This is a genomic window from Streptomyces sp. SID486, from assembly GCF_009865385.1.
Lineage (GTDB): Bacteria > Actinomycetota > Actinomycetes > Streptomycetales > Streptomycetaceae > Streptomyces.
The window spans coordinates 1-14845 of sequence record NZ_WWJT01000747.1; the positions used below are offsets into that span (position 1 = coordinate 1).

Genomic DNA, 14845 nt, shown 5'->3' on the forward strand with positions numbered 1-14845 from the left:
CGCCGGCCCCCTCCCCGGACCCCCGCTCGGACACCGCGCACGACCCCGGCAGCCGGCCGGACCGCGTGCCCGGGCCCGAGCCCGACCCCGCCAGCCGCCGGGACTCCGTGCCCGAACCCGGCAACCGGCCGGACTCCGCGCCCGAACCCGGCAACCGGCCGGACTCCGCGCCCGAGCCCGAGCCCGAGCCCGAGCCCGGCACCAGGGGCGGCCATGAGTGACGCGCCCGTGCCCATCCTCATGTACCACTCCGTCGCGGCCGACCCGAACGACGCCACACGCGCCCTGTCCGTCGCCCCGGAGGCGTTCGCCGAGCAGATGGCGCTCATCGGCGGCCTCGGCATGACCCCGCTGACCACCGCCGGCCTCGCGGCCCACTGGCGCTCCGGCCGCCCGCTGCCCGCCCGGCCGGTCCTCATCACCTTCGACGACGGCTACGAAGGAGTGCACCGGCACGCCCTGCCCGTGCTCGCCGAGCACGGCTTCCCCGCCACGCTGTTCGTCTCCACCGGCTGGATCAGGGGCGATCACGACACCGGCGGCGGCCTCGACACCATGCTCGACTGGCGGCAGGTGCGCGAACTGGCCGCCACCGGGGTCGAGATCGGCGGACACAGCCACACCCACCCGCAGCTCGACGGGCTGGACGACGCCGGACTGCGTGCGGAACTGGACCTCTGCACACGGATCGTCGGCGCCGAACTCGGCGCGGCGCCGGTGTCGTTCGCCTACCCCTACGGCTACTCCAGCCGCCGGGTCCGCCAGGCCGTGCGCGCGGCCGGGTACGCCCAGGCGCTCGCCGTCGGCAACGCCCTCGCCCGCCGCCGCCAGGGCCCGTACGCCCTGGAGCGGCTCACGGTCCGCAGGAGCACCGGCGCCGAGGAGTTCGAGCGACTGCTCCTCGGCCGCGCCGTGGCCCGCACCTTCGCCGGGGACCGTGCCCTCACCAAGGGGTACGCCCTGGTCCGCAGAGCCCGTCAGGTCCGCCGGAAGGCCATCCGACCCCGTGACTGACACGACCACCACGACCGGGACCGAGCCGCCCGGCGCCACGGCGCCCCCGAGAGCCGGGCGGCGGCTGCGGCTGCCCTTCGGGAGCCGGACCGGCGGCAGCCCGCTGTTCCGCAACGCCTACGCGCTGATGCTCAACACCGGTGTCTCCGCCGTCCTCGGGCTCGGCTTCTGGGTGGCCGCGGCACGCTACTACTCGGACTCCGCGGTCGGTCAGGGGTCGGCCGCCATCGCCGCGATGAAGTTCCTCGCCGGGCTGACCGCGGTGACCCTGACCGGCGCCCTGGCCCGGTTCATCCCCGTGGCCGGGCCCCGCACCGGCCGGCTCATCTTCCGTACCTACGCTGCGAGTTCGCTGGTCGTGGCGCTGGCCGCCGGTGTCTTCCTGCTGTCCCTGGACACGTGGGGGCCGTCGTACCGCTTCCTGCACGGGACCGTGAACGGGCTCGGCTTCCTCGCCGCCGTCGCCGCCTGGAACGTGCTCACCCTGCAGGACGGTGTGCTGACCGGACTGCGCAGCGCGCCCTGGGTGCCGGTCGGCAACACCGCCTTCTCGGCGGTGAAGCTGGCCCTGCTGGCCGCGTTCGCCGTGGCCCTGCCGACCACCGGGGTCTTCGTGTCCTGGGCGGCGGCCATCGCCGTCTCGGTGGTGCCGCTGGGCTGGCTGGTGTTCCGGCGCCTGGTGCCCCGGCACGTCCGGGCGACCGGGAGCCACGCCCCGCCGCCGACGCTCCGGGAGATGGGCCGCTTCCTGGCCGGGGACTACACCGGCTCGCTGTTCTCGCTCGCCGTGGTCTACCTCGTGCCGGTGATCATCGCGGGGCAGGTCGGCTCCGAGGAGAACGCCTACTTCTACATCGCCACCACGATCGGCGGTACGACCGACCTGCTGGCCGTCAACATGGGCGCCTCGCTCACGGTCGAGGGGTCGCACGACCCCACCCGGCTCGCCGCCGACACCCGCGCGGCGCTGAGGAGGATGGCCCGGATCATGCTGCCGGTCGCGGCCGTACTGTTCGTCGGCGCGCCGTGGATCCTCGGCGTGTTCGGCGAGGGGTACGCGCAGGCGGCGACCCCGCTGCTGCGCTGGCTCGCGGTCGGCTCGGTACTGCGGGTCGTGATCGAGACGCACTTCGCGGTTCTTCGCGCCCAGAGCCGTACCGCCGGACTCGCCTGGCTCCAGGGCCTGTTGTGCGTACTGGTGCTCAGCCTGACCCTGCTGCTCCTGCCCCGGCTGGGGCTGACCGGAGCGGGGGTCGCCGAGGCGGCCAGTATCGCCGTCGTCGCCGCGATCGCCGCGCCACGGCTGTGGCGGACGGTACGGGCCGCACCGGCCGGGGTGCCCGACACCGCGGCACCGGACGGAGATCTGGCCGACCTCGGTACGCCGTCCCGCCCCCGCCTCCTCACCCGCTCCCGGCTCCGCCCGGACGCAGGCACCCGCACCGGACAGGGCGCCACCCCTGCCGCGCCGGCCGCCTCCCCGGCGCCCCGGCAGGGTCCCGCCTGGGCCCTGGACGCCGACACCCTGGCCCTCGGCGTCCAGGCGGACTTCGACCACGCCGAACGCCGGCCGGACGTCCGCCCGGGTCCGGGCACCCCGCCCACGGGCACCGCCGTACCCCGGGCGACGGTATGGCCGGAGCCACCGGCCGGGCCGGAGGACGCGACCCCCGCGGACGCCCTGCCCGCGGACGCCATACCCGCGGACGCCCTGCCCGTGGACGCCATACCCGCGGACCTGACACCCACCGGCCCGACGCTCACCGACCCGACACCCAAGGACGCCACGCCCGTGGACGCCGTACCCGCGGACGTCACACTCCGGGACGCCACACTCCAGGACGCCATACCCGACGAGCTTGCGTCCGAGGATCCCCCTTCCGAGGAGCCCCCTCCCGAGGAGCTCGCGTCCGGGTTCCCCGTGCCGGGCGGCGTGTCGGCGGTGCCGGGTGGCCGGTGGCTGCCCACCCGGACCGGAGCCGGTCTCGGCTGTCTGCTCGCCGGCGCGCTGCTGCTGTACTGGCTGCCGGCGCTGCGGCTCGGCGAGGCCGATCTGGACCGGATGGGCGGGCTCGGGCTGGTCACCGTCCTGCCGCCGGCGACGCTGGCGGGCGCGGCCCTGCTGATCGCCGTCTTCGCCGCGCTGCTCCGGCTGCGCCGCGAGCACCGGGCGCTGTTGCTGGTCACGCTGGTGGCGACGGTGGTGTCCCTGCACGCGCTGCCCGCGGTGATCGAGTCCGAGCCGCGGTTCCCGACCGCCTGGCAGCACCTGGGGTTCCTCGACTACATCGACCGCACCGGTTCGGCCGTCCCGGGTCTGGACGCGCGCTGGAGCTGGCCGGGTTTCTTCGCGGTGGCCGCGTTCGCCGGCCGGGCCTGCGGCGTCACCGACTTCACCGAGGTCATCCGCTGGTGGCCCACCGCCATCCAACTCGCCTACCTGGCACCGATGTTCCTGCTCACCCGGGCACTGCGCGCGAGCTGGCGGGCGAAGTGGGCGGGCATCTGGCTCTTCGTCCTGAGTAGCTGGGTGGGCCAGGACTACTTCTCCCCGCAGGGCTTCACCTACCTGCTGTACCTCGTGTTCGTGGCGGTCCTGCTGGTCTGGTTCCGCCCGCCACGGGTGATCTGGACGAGGTTCCGCCCCGGCGAGGCCGAGGTGGAGCCGGCCGGCCGGCGGCAACGGGCGGTGCTGCTGGCGCTGTTGATCGGCCTGTACGCGGCGACCGTCCCCGCGCACCAGCTCACCCCGTTCGTGATGCTGGGTGTGCTCACGGCCCTGGTCCTGCTGCGCCGGTCCGAACCGAGGGGACTGCCCCTGCTGTTCGCGGTGCTGGTCGCGGTATGGGTCGGCTTCATGGCCGAGCCGTACTGGTCCGGGCACTTCGACGAACTGTTCGGCGGGGTCGGCGGGGTCGGCGGCAACGTGTCCACCTCGGTCTCCGGCCGTATCCAGGGCGGGAGTTCGACACCACACAAACTGGTGCTGTACGCCCGGGTGCTGCTGGCCGGGTCGGTGCTGGCGCTGGCCTGCTGGGGCTGGTGGCGGCGCCGCTCGCACCGGTACCGGGAACGGTCCCTGCCGGTCCTGACCTTCGTCCCGTTCCTGGGCTTCGGCATGCAGTCGTACGGCGGGGAGATGGCACTGCGCGTCTTCATGTTCGCGGTGCCGGGTGCGGCCCTGCTCGGCGGGCTCGCGCTGTTCCCGCGCGCCGGCGGCCCCGCCACGGCGCGCCGGCCGCTGCTGGCGCCGCTGGCCGCGCTGCTCACCGGGCTGCTGCTGATGGGCGGCTTCCTGGTGGCCCGCTGGGGCAACGAGCCGTTCGAACGGACCCGGCCCGGTGAGGTCGCGGCCATGGACTGGGTGTACGCCCACGACCGGCCGACGGTCCGGCTGCTGTGGCTCACCCAGGACCCGGTCGACGACGTGACGCCGGCGCTGCCGTGGGGGGCGCGGGACATGGAGCGGGTGAACTACGTGCCGACGCAGGCACCGGCCGACCCGGCACTGGTGTCCGGCCTGGTCAAGGCGCTCAAGGACGCCGGCCCGAACTCGTACCTGATGATCAACCGCAGCCAGGTGACGTACCTGGAGCTGGACGCTGGCTACCCGGTGACCTGGGAGCCCCGGCTGGTCGGGAACCTGGACGGCCGTCCGGAGCTGACGAAGGTCCTGGTCGACGCGGACGTGACCGTGTACGCCCTGCGCTCGGCACCGGCGGGTCCGATGCCGAGGCCGGACCCGGGACCGATCGGGCCGCAGGTGACGTGGACGCCGTGGTCGGTGGTCGGCGCGCTGGCCGCCGTGATCCTGGTCCTGCTGCTGTCCGCCCGTGAGCTGGTGCGGGTCGCGGCCCGGCCGAGCGTGCGCAGGCTGCGGCTGCTCCAGGGCAGTTTCTGGTTCTCGCTGCCGCTGCTGGCGGTGGTGCTGGCCTCGTTGGTGCAGCGGTTCCTCACCATGAAGTGACGGTGGGGTGGCTCAGCGGTCGAGCCACTTCACCTCGTAGGCGCCCATCCGGAACCGCTTGCCGTCGACCCGCGCGTCGATCGGCCGGTCGAGGGTGTTGACGACGAGGACGGTGGCGGCGGTGGCGAGCACCCGGACGACGGGCCTGTCGTCCGGGGCGACGGACACCGGGGCGTACCTCGTGCCCGGCGGGAACGCCCGGCCGAACCGGGACAGCAGGCCGTACATGGGCAGCTCCCGGCCGCCCTGGGCGCTGTCGGTCGGGGTCCACAGGCAGCCCGGGCAGCTGCCGCTCTTCTCCTCGGGGTTCCAGTAGAAACCGGATTCGGCACCGCCCCTGGCCATGGCGATCAGTCCGGCCGCGTGGACGGCCAGCCGGCGGGGCTCGGACCAGCCCTTGCGTTCGTCACCGGCGTCGGCGGGCTCCACGTAGTACTCGGCCCACCACAGGGGCAGGTCGTGGGTGCGCCGCCGTACCCACTCGCCGACGGCGGTGAGCTTGTCGGTGGCGCCGAACTCGTCGGGCAGCAGGTCGTCGTCGTCGGTGTAGCTGGAGCCGTCCACGACGACGAAGTCGGCTCCGGCCTTGTGGCGGTTCCAGTAGTCGAAGGCGTCCAGGACCCGCTGGTCCATGGCGCCCCAGGGACCGCGGAACGTGGGCGAGGCGTTCTCCGTCTGCCGGGGGTCGACGCTGTCCATCGCGAGGTAGGGACCGCCGACCATGATGTCCTTGCCGACCTTCTTCAACGCCTTGTAGACGAGGTTGTACAGCGCCGTGTAGCCCTCGTAGTCCCAGCGGCCCTCGGCGTCGTTCCAGAACCCCTTGAACTCGTTCCACACGATGAAGTGGCGTACGTCCGGATAACGCCTGGCGACGGTGGCGGCGAGGTGGGCGAAGTCCTGGTAGTGGGCGGGCGTGGGCGCGGTCTCCAGCGCGGCCCGGCTCCAGTCGGTGTTGCCGGCGCCGGCCCGGCCGCCCTTCATCCAGTCCGGGGAGCAGCACAGCGTGACCACGGGGGTGCCGCCCGAGGCGCGGACGAAGTCGATCCGGCGGTCCATCGCGCCGAAGTCGTAATGCCCCTTCACCGGCTCGGGGTTGTCCGCTCCCCAGCCCATCAGCGCCTGGTCCTGGGGCAGCCCGCCGTCCTGTGCCAGCAGCCGCTCGACCCGCGCGGTGACCGCGCCGCCTTCCGCGTCGGCGCTGTACTGGGTGTGGGTGAAGCCCCAGCCCACGGACGGCGCCGCGGCTCCGGAGGGGGCGGCGGGGGTGCCGTGCACCTTGTCGCCGTCGCGCGAGGTGCCGGCGGTGCTCGCCCCGTCGCCGGGCAGGCGGGTCAGGGTCACCAGCAGAGCAAGCGCGGTCGCGGCCACCCCGAGCAGGGCGGCGAGCCGCCAGCGCCCTGCCCCCGTCCACCACCCATGACGTCGCATCGGGGCCCACAGTAGTGGCGGATACGGCCCGGTGGACGGGACTTGGGGACACCCGAGCCCGGCCGGTGGACGGGACTTGGCGACACCCGCGCCCGGCCGGTGGACGGGACTTGACGACACCCGCGCCCGGCCGGTGGACGGACCTCGGGGGCATCCGAGCCCGGCCGGGGAAGGCGGGAGAGGGTGGCCGGGGAAGGGGGGAGGGGGTGGCCGGGTGGGCCGCGGGCGGCCCGCCGGTGCGGAACCGCTGCGCCGGTGGAGCGTCCGGCGGTGGAAATACCGTGCGCGCAGGGCATCCGTGGCGGATCATGGCGGCATGTCTGCCAACCTGCACGACGCTCTGCCGATCCGGCTCCACGTCGACGACTCCGACTCGCCGTCCGACGTCGTCGACGCTCTGTTCCTCGGCCGCTTCGCGACGGGCGAGCAGCCGTACTCGCACGCGGCGAACATCGACCGGGTGCGCTCCGGCGTGACCCTGCTGCCGGACGGCGCCCGTGTGCTGCGGGTCGCCCGGGACGAGGACCGCAGCGCCACCCTCGCGGAGGGGGACGGCTGGACCCTGCTGGTCTCCCGCTGGAACCGGGGCGCGGACGTGACGGTCACCGCGACCAGCGCCGAACTGGCCGAGCGGATCCTCGGCCAGGCGACGGACGGCGCGGCCGACGAGCCGGAACCGCAGCCGGAGAACGTGGCGATGGGGTTCTGGTACGTCTCCCCCCGGCGCGGCCCGCACCGCACCACGCGGCAGATCTCCGCGGGTACCTGGGACGAGGTCCGCGCCAACTACACGGCACCGGTGGCCGAGGCGATGGACCGGCTGATGGGGACGACGCCCGAGGACATCGCGGGCCGGCTGCTCCTGCTGCACGGCCCTCCGGGCACCGGCAAGACCTCCGCCCTGCGCACCCTGGCCCGTTCCTGGCGGGACTGGTGCCAGGTGGACTGCGTACTGGACCCCGAGCGGCTCTTCTCCGACGTCGGCTACCTGATGGACATCGCGATCGGCGAGGACGACGGCGCGGGCAAGGGCCGCTGGCGCCTGCTGCTGCTGGAGGACTGCGACGAGCTGATCCGCGGCGAGGCCCGGCACACGGCGGGCCAGGCCCTGTCCCGGCTGCTGAACCTCACCGACGGGCTGCTCGGCCAGGGCCGCAACGTCCTGGTCGGCGTCACCACCAACGAGGACCTGGAGCGGCTGCACCCGGCCGTGGTCCGGCCCGGCCGCTGCCTCGCCCGCATCGAGGTGGGCCCGCTGACCCGCGCGGAGGCGGTGGACTGGCTCGGCACCGAGCAGGGTGTCGGCCGGGAGGGGGCGACCCTGGCCGAGCTGTACGCGCTGCGCCGGGGCACGGCGCCCACAGCGGTGCCGGGGGCCCGGGAGGGCGCGGACGCGGGGTTGTACCTGTAGTGCTTCCATGAGGGTATGACCCTCCATGTCGGCACGTCGGGGTGGCAGTACAAGGACTGGCGGGAGCGCGTCTACCCGGCCGGGGTGCCGACGCGGCTGTGGCTGGAGGAGTACACCCGGCTGTTCGCGACCGTCGAGATCAACAACGCCTTCTACCGGCTGCCGTCGTACGACACCTTCGCCGCCTGGCGTGACCGGGTGCCGCCGGACTTCGTCGTCGCGGTCAAGGCCAGCCGGTACCTCACCCACATCAAGCGCCTCAAGGACCCCGCGGAGCCGGTGGACCGCCTGATGAGCCACGCGGCGGGCCTCGGCGGACGCCTGGGCCCGGTCCTCCTCCAGCTGCCGCCCACGCTGCGCGCGGACCCGCCCCTGCTGGACGCCTGCCTGGCCTGCTTCCCGCCCGGTACGCGGGTCGCGGTGGAGCCGCGCCACGACTCCTGGTGGACGCCGGAGCTGCGGCGCGTCCTGGAGTCCCGGGGTGCGGCCCTGTGCTGGGCGGACGTCCAGGCCCGCCCGGTCACCCCGCTGTGGCGCACCACCGACTGGGGTTACGTCCGCTTCCACCAGGGCCGCGCCCGGCCCTGGCCGCGCTACGGCAGACGCTCGCTGGAGACGTGGGTGGACCGCGTCGCCACCACGTGGTCCGGCGCCGACGACGTGTACGCGTACTTCAACAACGACCCCGGCGGCGCCGCGGTCCAGGACGCGGTGACGTTCGCGCGGACGGCGAGGAGAGCGGGCCTGGCGGCGACACGCACCCCGGAGCCGGTACGGGGCCGCGCCGGCTCGGCGGCTGCGAGTCCGCTCGGGACGGGGCCCGGGAGCGGGGGCTGAGGGGGGCGGCGTCGTACGGGGGCGGCCGCCGGTGCGGGCACCGGGCGCGCATCACCTGTCCCCGGCCGCCGCCGCGGGGCCGTCCTCAGCTTCCGTAGGCGGCCCGCAGGGCGTCCTGTACGGCGGCCAGGGCGTCCGGCTCCGACAGGCCGAGCCGGCGTACCCGCTCCACGTACGCCTGCGCGGCCGACGACGCCTCACGTGCCGCGGCCGGGCCGGCGGCGGCCACGAAGGTGCCGTTGCGCCCGCGCGTCTCGATCACCCCGTCGCCCTCCAGCGCGCGGTACGCCTTGGCCACCGTGTTCACCGCGAGCCCGAGGGACTCGGCAAGGCCCCGTACGGTCGGCAGCCGGTATCCCACCGGGAGCGCGCCGGACCGCGCCTGCTCGGAGATCTGCGCCCGTACCTGCTCGTACGGGGGCGCGCTGTCGTCGATGCGGATCTTCAGGCTCACAGGGCCGATTGTCGCGCACCCGACGGAAAATGGGAGGCAGCCGGCTCTCGCCGCCCGTACCGTGCGTCCCCATGACAGTCCTGGTACGCGACCTGCGCCCCGACGTCCCCGCCGACGCCGAGGGCTTCGCCCGTGTCCGCCGGCTCGCTCTGCCGTACATCCTGTTCACCCCGGAGTCGGTGCGGCACACGGCCGCCCATATGCAGCGCGACGCCCGCTTCCGGCCGCTCGTCGCGGAGGAGGACGGCGAGGTGACCGGCACGGCACAGGTCCATCTGGTCCCGGACAGCCGCGAGCCGGGGCAGGCGTGTCTGAACATCTACGTCCGCCCGGACCGGACCGGCCGCGGCGCCGGCCGGCTGCTGGTGGAGGCCGCCGAGGAGTACCTGGCGTCGCTGGGCGCGACCAGGCTGTTCGCCTGGGCGCTGGACGAGCCGGCCAACCGGGCGTTCGCCGAGCGGCGCGGCTACCGCCCCGGCCGCTCCGCCCACTTCCTCCGGCTCGACCTGGCGAACGGCCCCCTGCCGCCGCTCATGGAGGTCCCGGCGGGCGTCGAACTGCGGACGGCCGCCGAGTTCGCGGACGATCCCCGGCCGTTGTTCGAGCTGGACGCGGAGACGCTGCTCGACGAACCGGGTGACGTGGAGTACGAACTGGCGGACTACGACGCCTGGGTGGAGCAGACCTGGAACCACCCGCTGCTGGACCGCGAGCTGACCGTCGCCGCCTGTGTCGACGGCCGGCCGGTCGCCTTCAGCGTGGCCTACACCGACGGCGGCACCCGCTACTCCACCGCGATGACCGGTACCGCCCGCGGCCACCGCGGACGCGGTCTGGCCAAGCTCGCCAAGGTCCACGCGCTGCACCGGGCCCGGGCGGCCGGCCTCACCGAGGCGTTCACGGGCAACGACACCGGGAACGACGCCATGATCGCGATCAACGAGTGGCTGGGGTACGAGATCTGCGCGACGGAGGTGCGCTATGTCCGTGACGTCGGCTGAGGCCGCGGGCCGGCTGGAGGTCGTCCTGGTCAAGGCCGGGCGTACGAAGATCCGTTACCCGGCGGAGCTGCTCCGGGACGACGGCGACCGCGTCGTCGTACGTGCCCCTTGGGCGGGTGCCGGGGTGCGTGACTTCGGCTTCGTGCGCTTCGAGCCGGGTGATGTGTTCACCGAGTACTACTGGCGGGACCGGTGGTACGCGGTGAAGGAGATACGCGCCGCGGACGGCTCGGTCAAGGGCTGGTACTGCGACATCACCCGCCCCGCGGTCCGTTCGGGCGCGGAGCTGGTGGTGGAGGACCTGGACCTCGACCTGTGGCGGTCCGCGGACGGGCGGGACGTACGGCGCCTGGACGAGGACGAGTTCGCCGCGAGCGGGCTCGCGCAGGCGGACCCGCGGGCCGCGTCCGCGGCGGTCGCCGCACTCCACGGGCTGGAGGCACTGGCGGCCGGCCCGGACGGCTTCGCCGCGCTGCTGGCCTGACCCGACGGCACGGCGTCACCGGCCCGTCGGCCCGACCACCGCACGACTCCCCCGGTCAGCCGGCCCGACCGACGGCGCGGCATCACCGGTCCGCCCGCCCGAGGCCCGCAGGCGGCGCGGCGTCACCGGTCCGCCCGCCCGAGGCCCGCAGGCGGCGCGATGTCACACGTCCGCGATCACCGCGTACCGCTCGTCCGTCACTTCCTTCCCCCACAGCGACGCGTTCCCGGACAGCCGCTCCACCCGCACGTCGCGGGCCAGCGGCGCGAGGGCGGCGGCGAGGGACCCCGCGGGTATGCCGACCGGGGAGAGGGTGCCCCAGACGCCCTCGACCAGCACGAACCGGCCTGCCGGGCGCAGCAGGCCCCGCCAGTGCCTCAGCACCGCGGCGGGGTCCGGCAGCGTCCACAGCACATGCCGGACCAGGACGACGTCGTAGCGCTCCTCCCCCACCGGTGGGGCGGCGGCGTCCCCGCACAGGATCGTCGCGGTACGCCCGGCGAGCTTGCCGCGGGCCAGCTCGGCCATCGCCGGGGAGCGGTCGACGCCGGTCACGCGGTGCCCCTGTTCGACGGCGAGGAGCGAGAGGCTGCCGGTGCCGCAGCCGAGGTCCAGGACGTCGGCGGGGTGTCCGGGGAGCCAGGCGCGCAAGCGGTCCGCCCAGGCCGTGCGGACCTGCGGGTCGCGCAGGCCGTGGTCCGGTTCGTCGTCGAAGACGGCGGCCCGCGCATCCCAGTCCTCTTCGGGGGCGGTCGCGACCGTGTGGGTGTTCTCGCTCGTCATGCCCGGAGCGTGACACACGCCACTGACAGCGCGGACGTGACAGCGGACGTGACAGCCGCCACTGACAGCCCGGCACCGATGAGGAACTCTCCCCCACAAGCGTCCGCCGCCGTGGCACCACGGAACCCGGTGGGCGCCGAAGGAGGCAGCCATGCGCCGCATGACCGTGCAGAAGCCGCTGAAGAGGACGGACGGCCGCCGGATCCGCGAGGAGGCCGACGAGCGTCCGGCGGGGCGCCCCGAGGTGCGCAGGGACGTGGCACGCACCTGGTGGCCCGAGGGGTGACACCGGGCCGCCCGCGGTCCGACCGCCCGCCGTCCCGCCGCCCGCGGTGGCGGACGCGGGTCGTTCGGGCACGGCTTCGCGTCGGTGGCGGGCCTCGTCCCGGGTGCGTATCGGTGGCGGCCCTCGTCCCGGGTGCGCGTCGGTGGCGGGCCTCGTCCCGGGTGCGTATCGGTGGCGGGCCTCGTCCCGGGTGCGTGTCGGTGGCGGGCCTCGTCCCGGGTGCGGAACCCGGTCCCGTCGAGGCCCCCGCACGCGCGCGTGCGGCGCGAAGTGCAGCAGCCGCCGTCCGACGGCCCGCCCCCGGGCCGCCCCCACGGGCCGTCGATGCGCGCGCCCGTACCTGAGCGCAGCCCGTACCTGAGCGCAGTCTGAGCGTCCCCTTAAGCGAACCATAAGGATCTCCTCCACCCGCTCTCAGCTGGCGATTTCGCGGATTCCCGGGGCTAGGTTCGGATCCCCCCACGGGATCCAGGCCATCCCCGAGGACCGTTTCCGAGGAGTTCCCCATGCCCGCACGCCGCACGGCCGCCGCCGTCGCCTCGCTCGGCGTCACCGCCCTCGCCCTCTCCGCCGCCCCCGCATCCGCGCACGGCTCGATGGGCGACCCGGTCAGCCGCGTCTCGCAGTGCTACGCGGAGGGACCGGAGAGCCCGGAGTCGGCCGCGTGCAAGGCGGCCGTGGCGGCCGGCGGCGCGCAGGCCCTGTACGACTGGAACGGCATCCGGATCGGCGACGCGGCCGGACGGCACCGGCAGCTGATCCCGGACGGCAAGCTGTGCAGCGCGAACAGCGAGGAGTTCAAGGGGCTCGACCTGGCCCGCGCCGACTGGCCGGCGACGAGCGTGCGCGGCGGGGCGTACACCTTCAGGTACCGGGTGACCGCTCCGCACAAGGGCACCTTCAAGGTCTACCTCACCAAGCCCGGCTACGACCCGGCGAAGCCGCTGGCCTGGTCCGCGCTGGATCTCGGGCACCCGGTGGCGACGGTCACGGACCCGGTCCCCTCGGGCGGCTTCTACACCTTCTCCGGGACCCTGCCCGAGCGGTCCGGCAGGCAGCTGCTGTACGCGGTCTGGCAGCGCTCGGACAGTCCGGAGGCGTTCTACTCCTGCTCCGACGTCGACTTCGGCGGCAGCGGCAGCGAGGGCGCCACGGGCAGCGACAGCGGGGGCAGCGCGGGTGCCGGCACCGGCAGCGCCAGCGGCGGCAGCACAGGCGCCGGCACCGGCAAAAGCAGCGGTGCCGGGAACGGCGAGGGCGGGGACGGCGGTGCCGGGAACGGCGGGAGCGCGCCGGTTCCGGCCGCCTCCGCTCCCTCCGACGAGCAGATCGCGGCCGGTGCCGACAAGTCGACGATCGAGCACCACGGACACGGGGACGACGACGCGAGCACCTCGGCGGAGCCCGTCGCCGGCCCGGCGCGGTCCGCCCGCGCGCAGGCCGGTCGGCCGCAGACGGCCGGGACCTCGGCCGACCTCGCGGAGACGGGGGCGTCCACGGGCACCTCGTACGTCGCGATCGGCGGCGCGGCGGTGCTGGCGCTGGGCTCGGCCGTGCTGTTCCTGTCGGTGCGGCGGCGCGCGACGGCCGGCGGCCGGCGCAGGTGAGGGTTCCGGGGCCTGTCCGGCGGCTCAGGCCGGACAGGCCCCGGCGGCAGGTCAGCTGAACACCGACGCGCAGGTGGTGGCGGTGGCGTGGGCCGGGTCGAGCGCGTTGGCCACCTCGTGGAAGGCGATCCGGTCGAGCAGGCCGATCGCGACGTGTTCGGAGAGGTCGACCGGGCACAGGTTCTGGAGCAGGACGTTGTGGACGTCGGAACCGCTCAGGTACTGGGTGCGCCACGGGGTGACGACCTCGTCGTGCTGGGTGGCGATGACCGTGTAGTGCACTCCGGGGACGGTGTCCCCGCCCGCGTTGAGCTTGGTGAGGAAGGCCGAGCCGGTGATCTGGTCGGCGAGGCCGGGGGTGGTGGCCTTGAGCAGGTCCTCGGCGCCGGGGAAGTACGGCAGCAGGTGGGCGAGGCCGTCCAGGTCGGTGCCGTGGTTGTCGGGGGCGATGCCGACGAGGGCGCCCACCTTGCCCGCGCCGCCGAGGAACTTCAGGTAGTAGCGGGGCATCATGCCGCCCTGGGAGTGACCGACCAGGTCGGCCTTGGCGGCGCCGGTCGCGGCGAGCACGTCGTCGACGAAGGAGGCCAGCTGCTCGGCGGACTTGTCGATGGGGCCGAGGCCGTGGAAGAGGGGGACGCCGGGGAGCTGGCCGTAGTCGAGGGAGAAGACGCAGTAGCCGCGGCTCGTCAGGTAGGGGGCGAGACCGAGCCAGTTGTCGACGGAGTTGCCGAAGGTGCCGTGGACGAGGACGACGGGGCGGGGGTGCGCGGCGGAGGGCTTGCAGGAGTAGTCGTTCCAGCCGCTGCTGTGCGCGACGGCGCCGGCGGTGACGGTGGCGCTCGGGGCGGGGGCCTCGGAGGCGCTCGCGGTGGCGGCAGGGACGGCGGCCACGGCGGCGGTGAGGAGCAGCGCGGCGAGGGGTCTGAGCACTCGCTTCCAGGGCAGCATCGTGTGATCTCCTTGCGGCTCAAGGGAGGGGCACGGCCTAACCCTGTGATCCGGATCACGGGATGCTGTTCATCCGTCAAGTTACGGTCGAGTAGTGCAACTGTGAAGTTACGCGTGAGTAAAAACTCCCGGTGGCGACCAGCGGCTCACCCGTACACCGGACGAGACGTCACCAGGCCGGCCTGACCGGACCGTAGGGCGCGAGCCGCGCCGGACGCTCCGCCGACACGCGCACCTCACCCTCGCCCAGCAGTTCGGCCCATCCCCCGGCCGCCCGGGCGGCCGCCTCCTCCGCCGCCCGGGCGCAGGCCCGGCCGCGCCCGGTCAGCACGACCGGCCGGGAGGAGATCTCCCGTCTGCTCGTGGGCGAGCTGCTGACGACGGTCGGCGGTCACACCGAGCGGATCGGCGCCTCCCAGGTTGTTGGCGGCGGCCCGGTCACCGGCCGCGGTGGCGGCACGCAGCTGTGACACGGTGATCGTCGCTCCCGGCACGGCCCTTGCCGTCGAGAACCCCACCGACCACACCGCCCTTTCCCGGGCCACCACCTCGATCGGCCTGGAGGCACACCTGGCCGACGGCACCACATCACCCCGCCCTGGGCCGACTGGCGCGCCCC

The 14845-nt window shown here is 74.5% G+C and carries 12 protein-coding genes and 3 pseudogenes; 10 read left to right on the forward strand and 5 right to left on the reverse strand.

What is annotated here, in order from left to right:
* The 3 genes and pseudogenes from GT045_RS40240 to GT045_RS34530 all read left to right on the forward strand — a co-directional run.
* Positions 1 to 221, forward strand: a pseudogene (locus GT045_RS40240) (hypothetical protein); the annotation flags it as partial.
* The gene (locus tag GT045_RS34525) at positions 214 to 1014 is read left to right on the forward strand and encodes a polysaccharide deacetylase family protein (protein ID WP_202529296.1); all 801 of its coding nucleotides are present in this window, start codon (positions 214 to 216) and stop codon (positions 1012 to 1014) included. The pseudogene GT045_RS40240 and the gene GT045_RS34525, both read left to right, overlap by 8 nt.
* The gene (locus tag GT045_RS34530) at positions 1007 to 4981 is read left to right on the forward strand and encodes a lipopolysaccharide biosynthesis protein (protein ID WP_161336609.1); all 3975 of its coding nucleotides are present in this window, start codon (positions 1007 to 1009) and stop codon (positions 4979 to 4981) included. The genes GT045_RS34525 and GT045_RS34530 overlap by 8 nt, the downstream gene beginning before the upstream one ends.
* 12 nt (positions 4982 to 4993) lie before the next feature.
* On the opposite strand, the gene GT045_RS34535 is transcribed toward GT045_RS34530, so the two are convergent.
* Positions 4994 to 6412, reverse strand: a complete 1419-nt coding sequence (locus GT045_RS34535) for a xylan 1,4-beta-xylosidase (protein WP_161336610.1) — start codon at positions 6410 to 6412, stop codon at positions 4994 to 4996.
* Between the two features lie 316 nt (positions 6413 to 6728).
* On the opposite strand from GT045_RS34535, the gene GT045_RS34540 reads away from it, so the two are divergent.
* Both GT045_RS34540 and GT045_RS34545 read left to right on the forward strand, forming a co-directional pair.
* Positions 6729 to 7823: a DUF5925 domain-containing protein gene (locus GT045_RS34540; protein ID WP_161336611.1), complete on the forward strand. Its 1095-nt coding sequence runs from the start codon at positions 6729 to 6731 to the stop codon at positions 7821 to 7823.
* Between the two features lie 15 nt (positions 7824 to 7838).
* On the forward strand, positions 7839 to 8660 hold the full coding sequence (locus GT045_RS34545; protein WP_161336612.1) for a DUF72 domain-containing protein: 822 nt from the start codon (positions 7839 to 7841) through the stop codon (positions 8658 to 8660).
* Between the two features lie 85 nt (positions 8661 to 8745).
* On the opposite strand, the gene GT045_RS34550 is transcribed toward GT045_RS34545, so the two are convergent.
* Positions 8746 to 9114, reverse strand: a complete 369-nt coding sequence (locus GT045_RS34550; protein ID WP_161287675.1) for a GntR family transcriptional regulator — start codon at positions 9112 to 9114, stop codon at positions 8746 to 8748.
* Between the two features lie 71 nt (positions 9115 to 9185).
* Between GT045_RS34550 and GT045_RS34555 the strand changes: the two genes are divergently transcribed.
* A complete protein-coding gene (locus tag GT045_RS34555; protein ID WP_161287674.1) occupies positions 9186 to 10115 on the forward strand; it encodes a GNAT family N-acetyltransferase in 930 nt (309 codons plus the stop codon).
* Positions 10096 to 10599, forward strand: coding sequence for a DUF402 domain-containing protein (locus GT045_RS34560; RefSeq protein WP_161287673.1), 504 nt, complete (start codon positions 10096 to 10098; stop codon positions 10597 to 10599). Before GT045_RS34555 ends, GT045_RS34560 begins: the two co-directional genes overlap by 20 nt.
* Before the next feature lie 162 nt (positions 10600 to 10761).
* On the opposite strand, the gene GT045_RS34565 is transcribed toward GT045_RS34560, so the two are convergent.
* The gene (locus GT045_RS34565) at positions 10762 to 11382 is read right to left on the reverse strand and encodes a class I SAM-dependent methyltransferase (protein ID WP_161336613.1); all 621 of its coding nucleotides are present in this window, start codon (positions 11380 to 11382) and stop codon (positions 10762 to 10764) included.
* Positions 11383 to 11533: 151 nt separating this feature from the next.
* On the opposite strand from GT045_RS34565, the gene GT045_RS40570 reads away from it, so the two are divergent.
* Both GT045_RS40570 and GT045_RS34570 read left to right on the forward strand, forming a co-directional pair.
* Positions 11534 to 11668 carry a hypothetical protein gene (locus GT045_RS40570; protein ID WP_272921486.1) on the forward strand — a complete coding sequence of 45 codons (135 nt, stop codon included), beginning with the start codon at positions 11534 to 11536 and terminating at the stop codon, positions 11666 to 11668.
* A gap of 506 nt (positions 11669 to 12174) precedes the next feature.
* Complete coding sequence (locus tag GT045_RS34570; protein ID WP_161336614.1) at positions 12175 to 13275, forward strand: lytic polysaccharide monooxygenase; 1101 nt, start codon at positions 12175 to 12177, stop codon at positions 13273 to 13275.
* Between the two features lie 51 nt (positions 13276 to 13326).
* Here GT045_RS34570 and GT045_RS34575 read toward each other — a convergent pair whose 3' ends face one another.
* Together GT045_RS34575 and GT045_RS34580 are read right to left on the reverse strand one after the other, a co-directional pair.
* Positions 13327 to 14226 carry an alpha/beta fold hydrolase gene (locus tag GT045_RS34575; RefSeq protein WP_161336615.1) on the reverse strand — a complete coding sequence of 300 codons (900 nt, stop codon included), beginning with the start codon at positions 14224 to 14226 and terminating at the stop codon, positions 13327 to 13329.
* Between the two features lie 169 nt (positions 14227 to 14395).
* Positions 14396 to 14569 (reverse strand): annotated as a pseudogene (locus GT045_RS34580) (MarR family transcriptional regulator); the annotation flags it as partial.
* Here GT045_RS34580 and GT045_RS34585 point away from each other — a divergent pair.
* Positions 14565 to 14834, forward strand: a pseudogene (locus tag GT045_RS34585) (hypothetical protein); the annotation flags it as partial. The pseudogenes GT045_RS34580 and GT045_RS34585 sit on opposite strands and share 5 nt — an antisense overlap.
* Between the last annotated feature and the right edge of the window lie 11 nt (positions 14835 to 14845).

Excerpts from the sequence above, each read along its gene's own strand:
- GT045_RS34575 (WP_161336615.1), bottom strand. The coding sequence starts at position 14,226 with ATGCTGCCCTGGAAGCGAGTGCTCAGACCCCTCGCCGCGCTGCTCCTC.
- GT045_RS34555 (WP_161287674.1), top strand. The coding sequence starts at position 9,186 with ATGACAGTCCTGGTACGCGACCTGCGCCCCGACGTCCCCGCCGACGCC.
- GT045_RS34570 (WP_161336614.1), top strand. The coding sequence starts at position 12,175 with ATGCCCGCACGCCGCACGGCCGCCGCCGTCGCCTCGCTCGGCGTCACC.
- GT045_RS34560 (WP_161287673.1), top strand. The coding sequence starts at position 10,096 with ATGTCCGTGACGTCGGCTGAGGCCGCGGGCCGGCTGGAGGTCGTCCTG.
- GT045_RS34540 (WP_161336611.1), top strand. The coding sequence starts at position 6,729 with ATGTCTGCCAACCTGCACGACGCTCTGCCGATCCGGCTCCACGTCGAC.
- GT045_RS34545 (WP_161336612.1), top strand. The coding sequence starts at position 7,839 with ATGACCCTCCATGTCGGCACGTCGGGGTGGCAGTACAAGGACTGGCGG.
- GT045_RS34525 (WP_202529296.1), top strand. The coding sequence starts at position 214 with ATGAGTGACGCGCCCGTGCCCATCCTCATGTACCACTCCGTCGCGGCC.
- GT045_RS40570 (WP_272921486.1), top strand. The coding sequence starts at position 11,534 with ATGCGCCGCATGACCGTGCAGAAGCCGCTGAAGAGGACGGACGGCCGC.
- GT045_RS34565 (WP_161336613.1), bottom strand. The coding sequence starts at position 11,382 with ATGACGAGCGAGAACACCCACACGGTCGCGACCGCCCCCGAAGAGGAC.
- GT045_RS34535 (WP_161336610.1), bottom strand. The coding sequence starts at position 6,412 with ATGCGACGTCATGGGTGGTGGACGGGGGCAGGGCGCTGGCGGCTCGCC.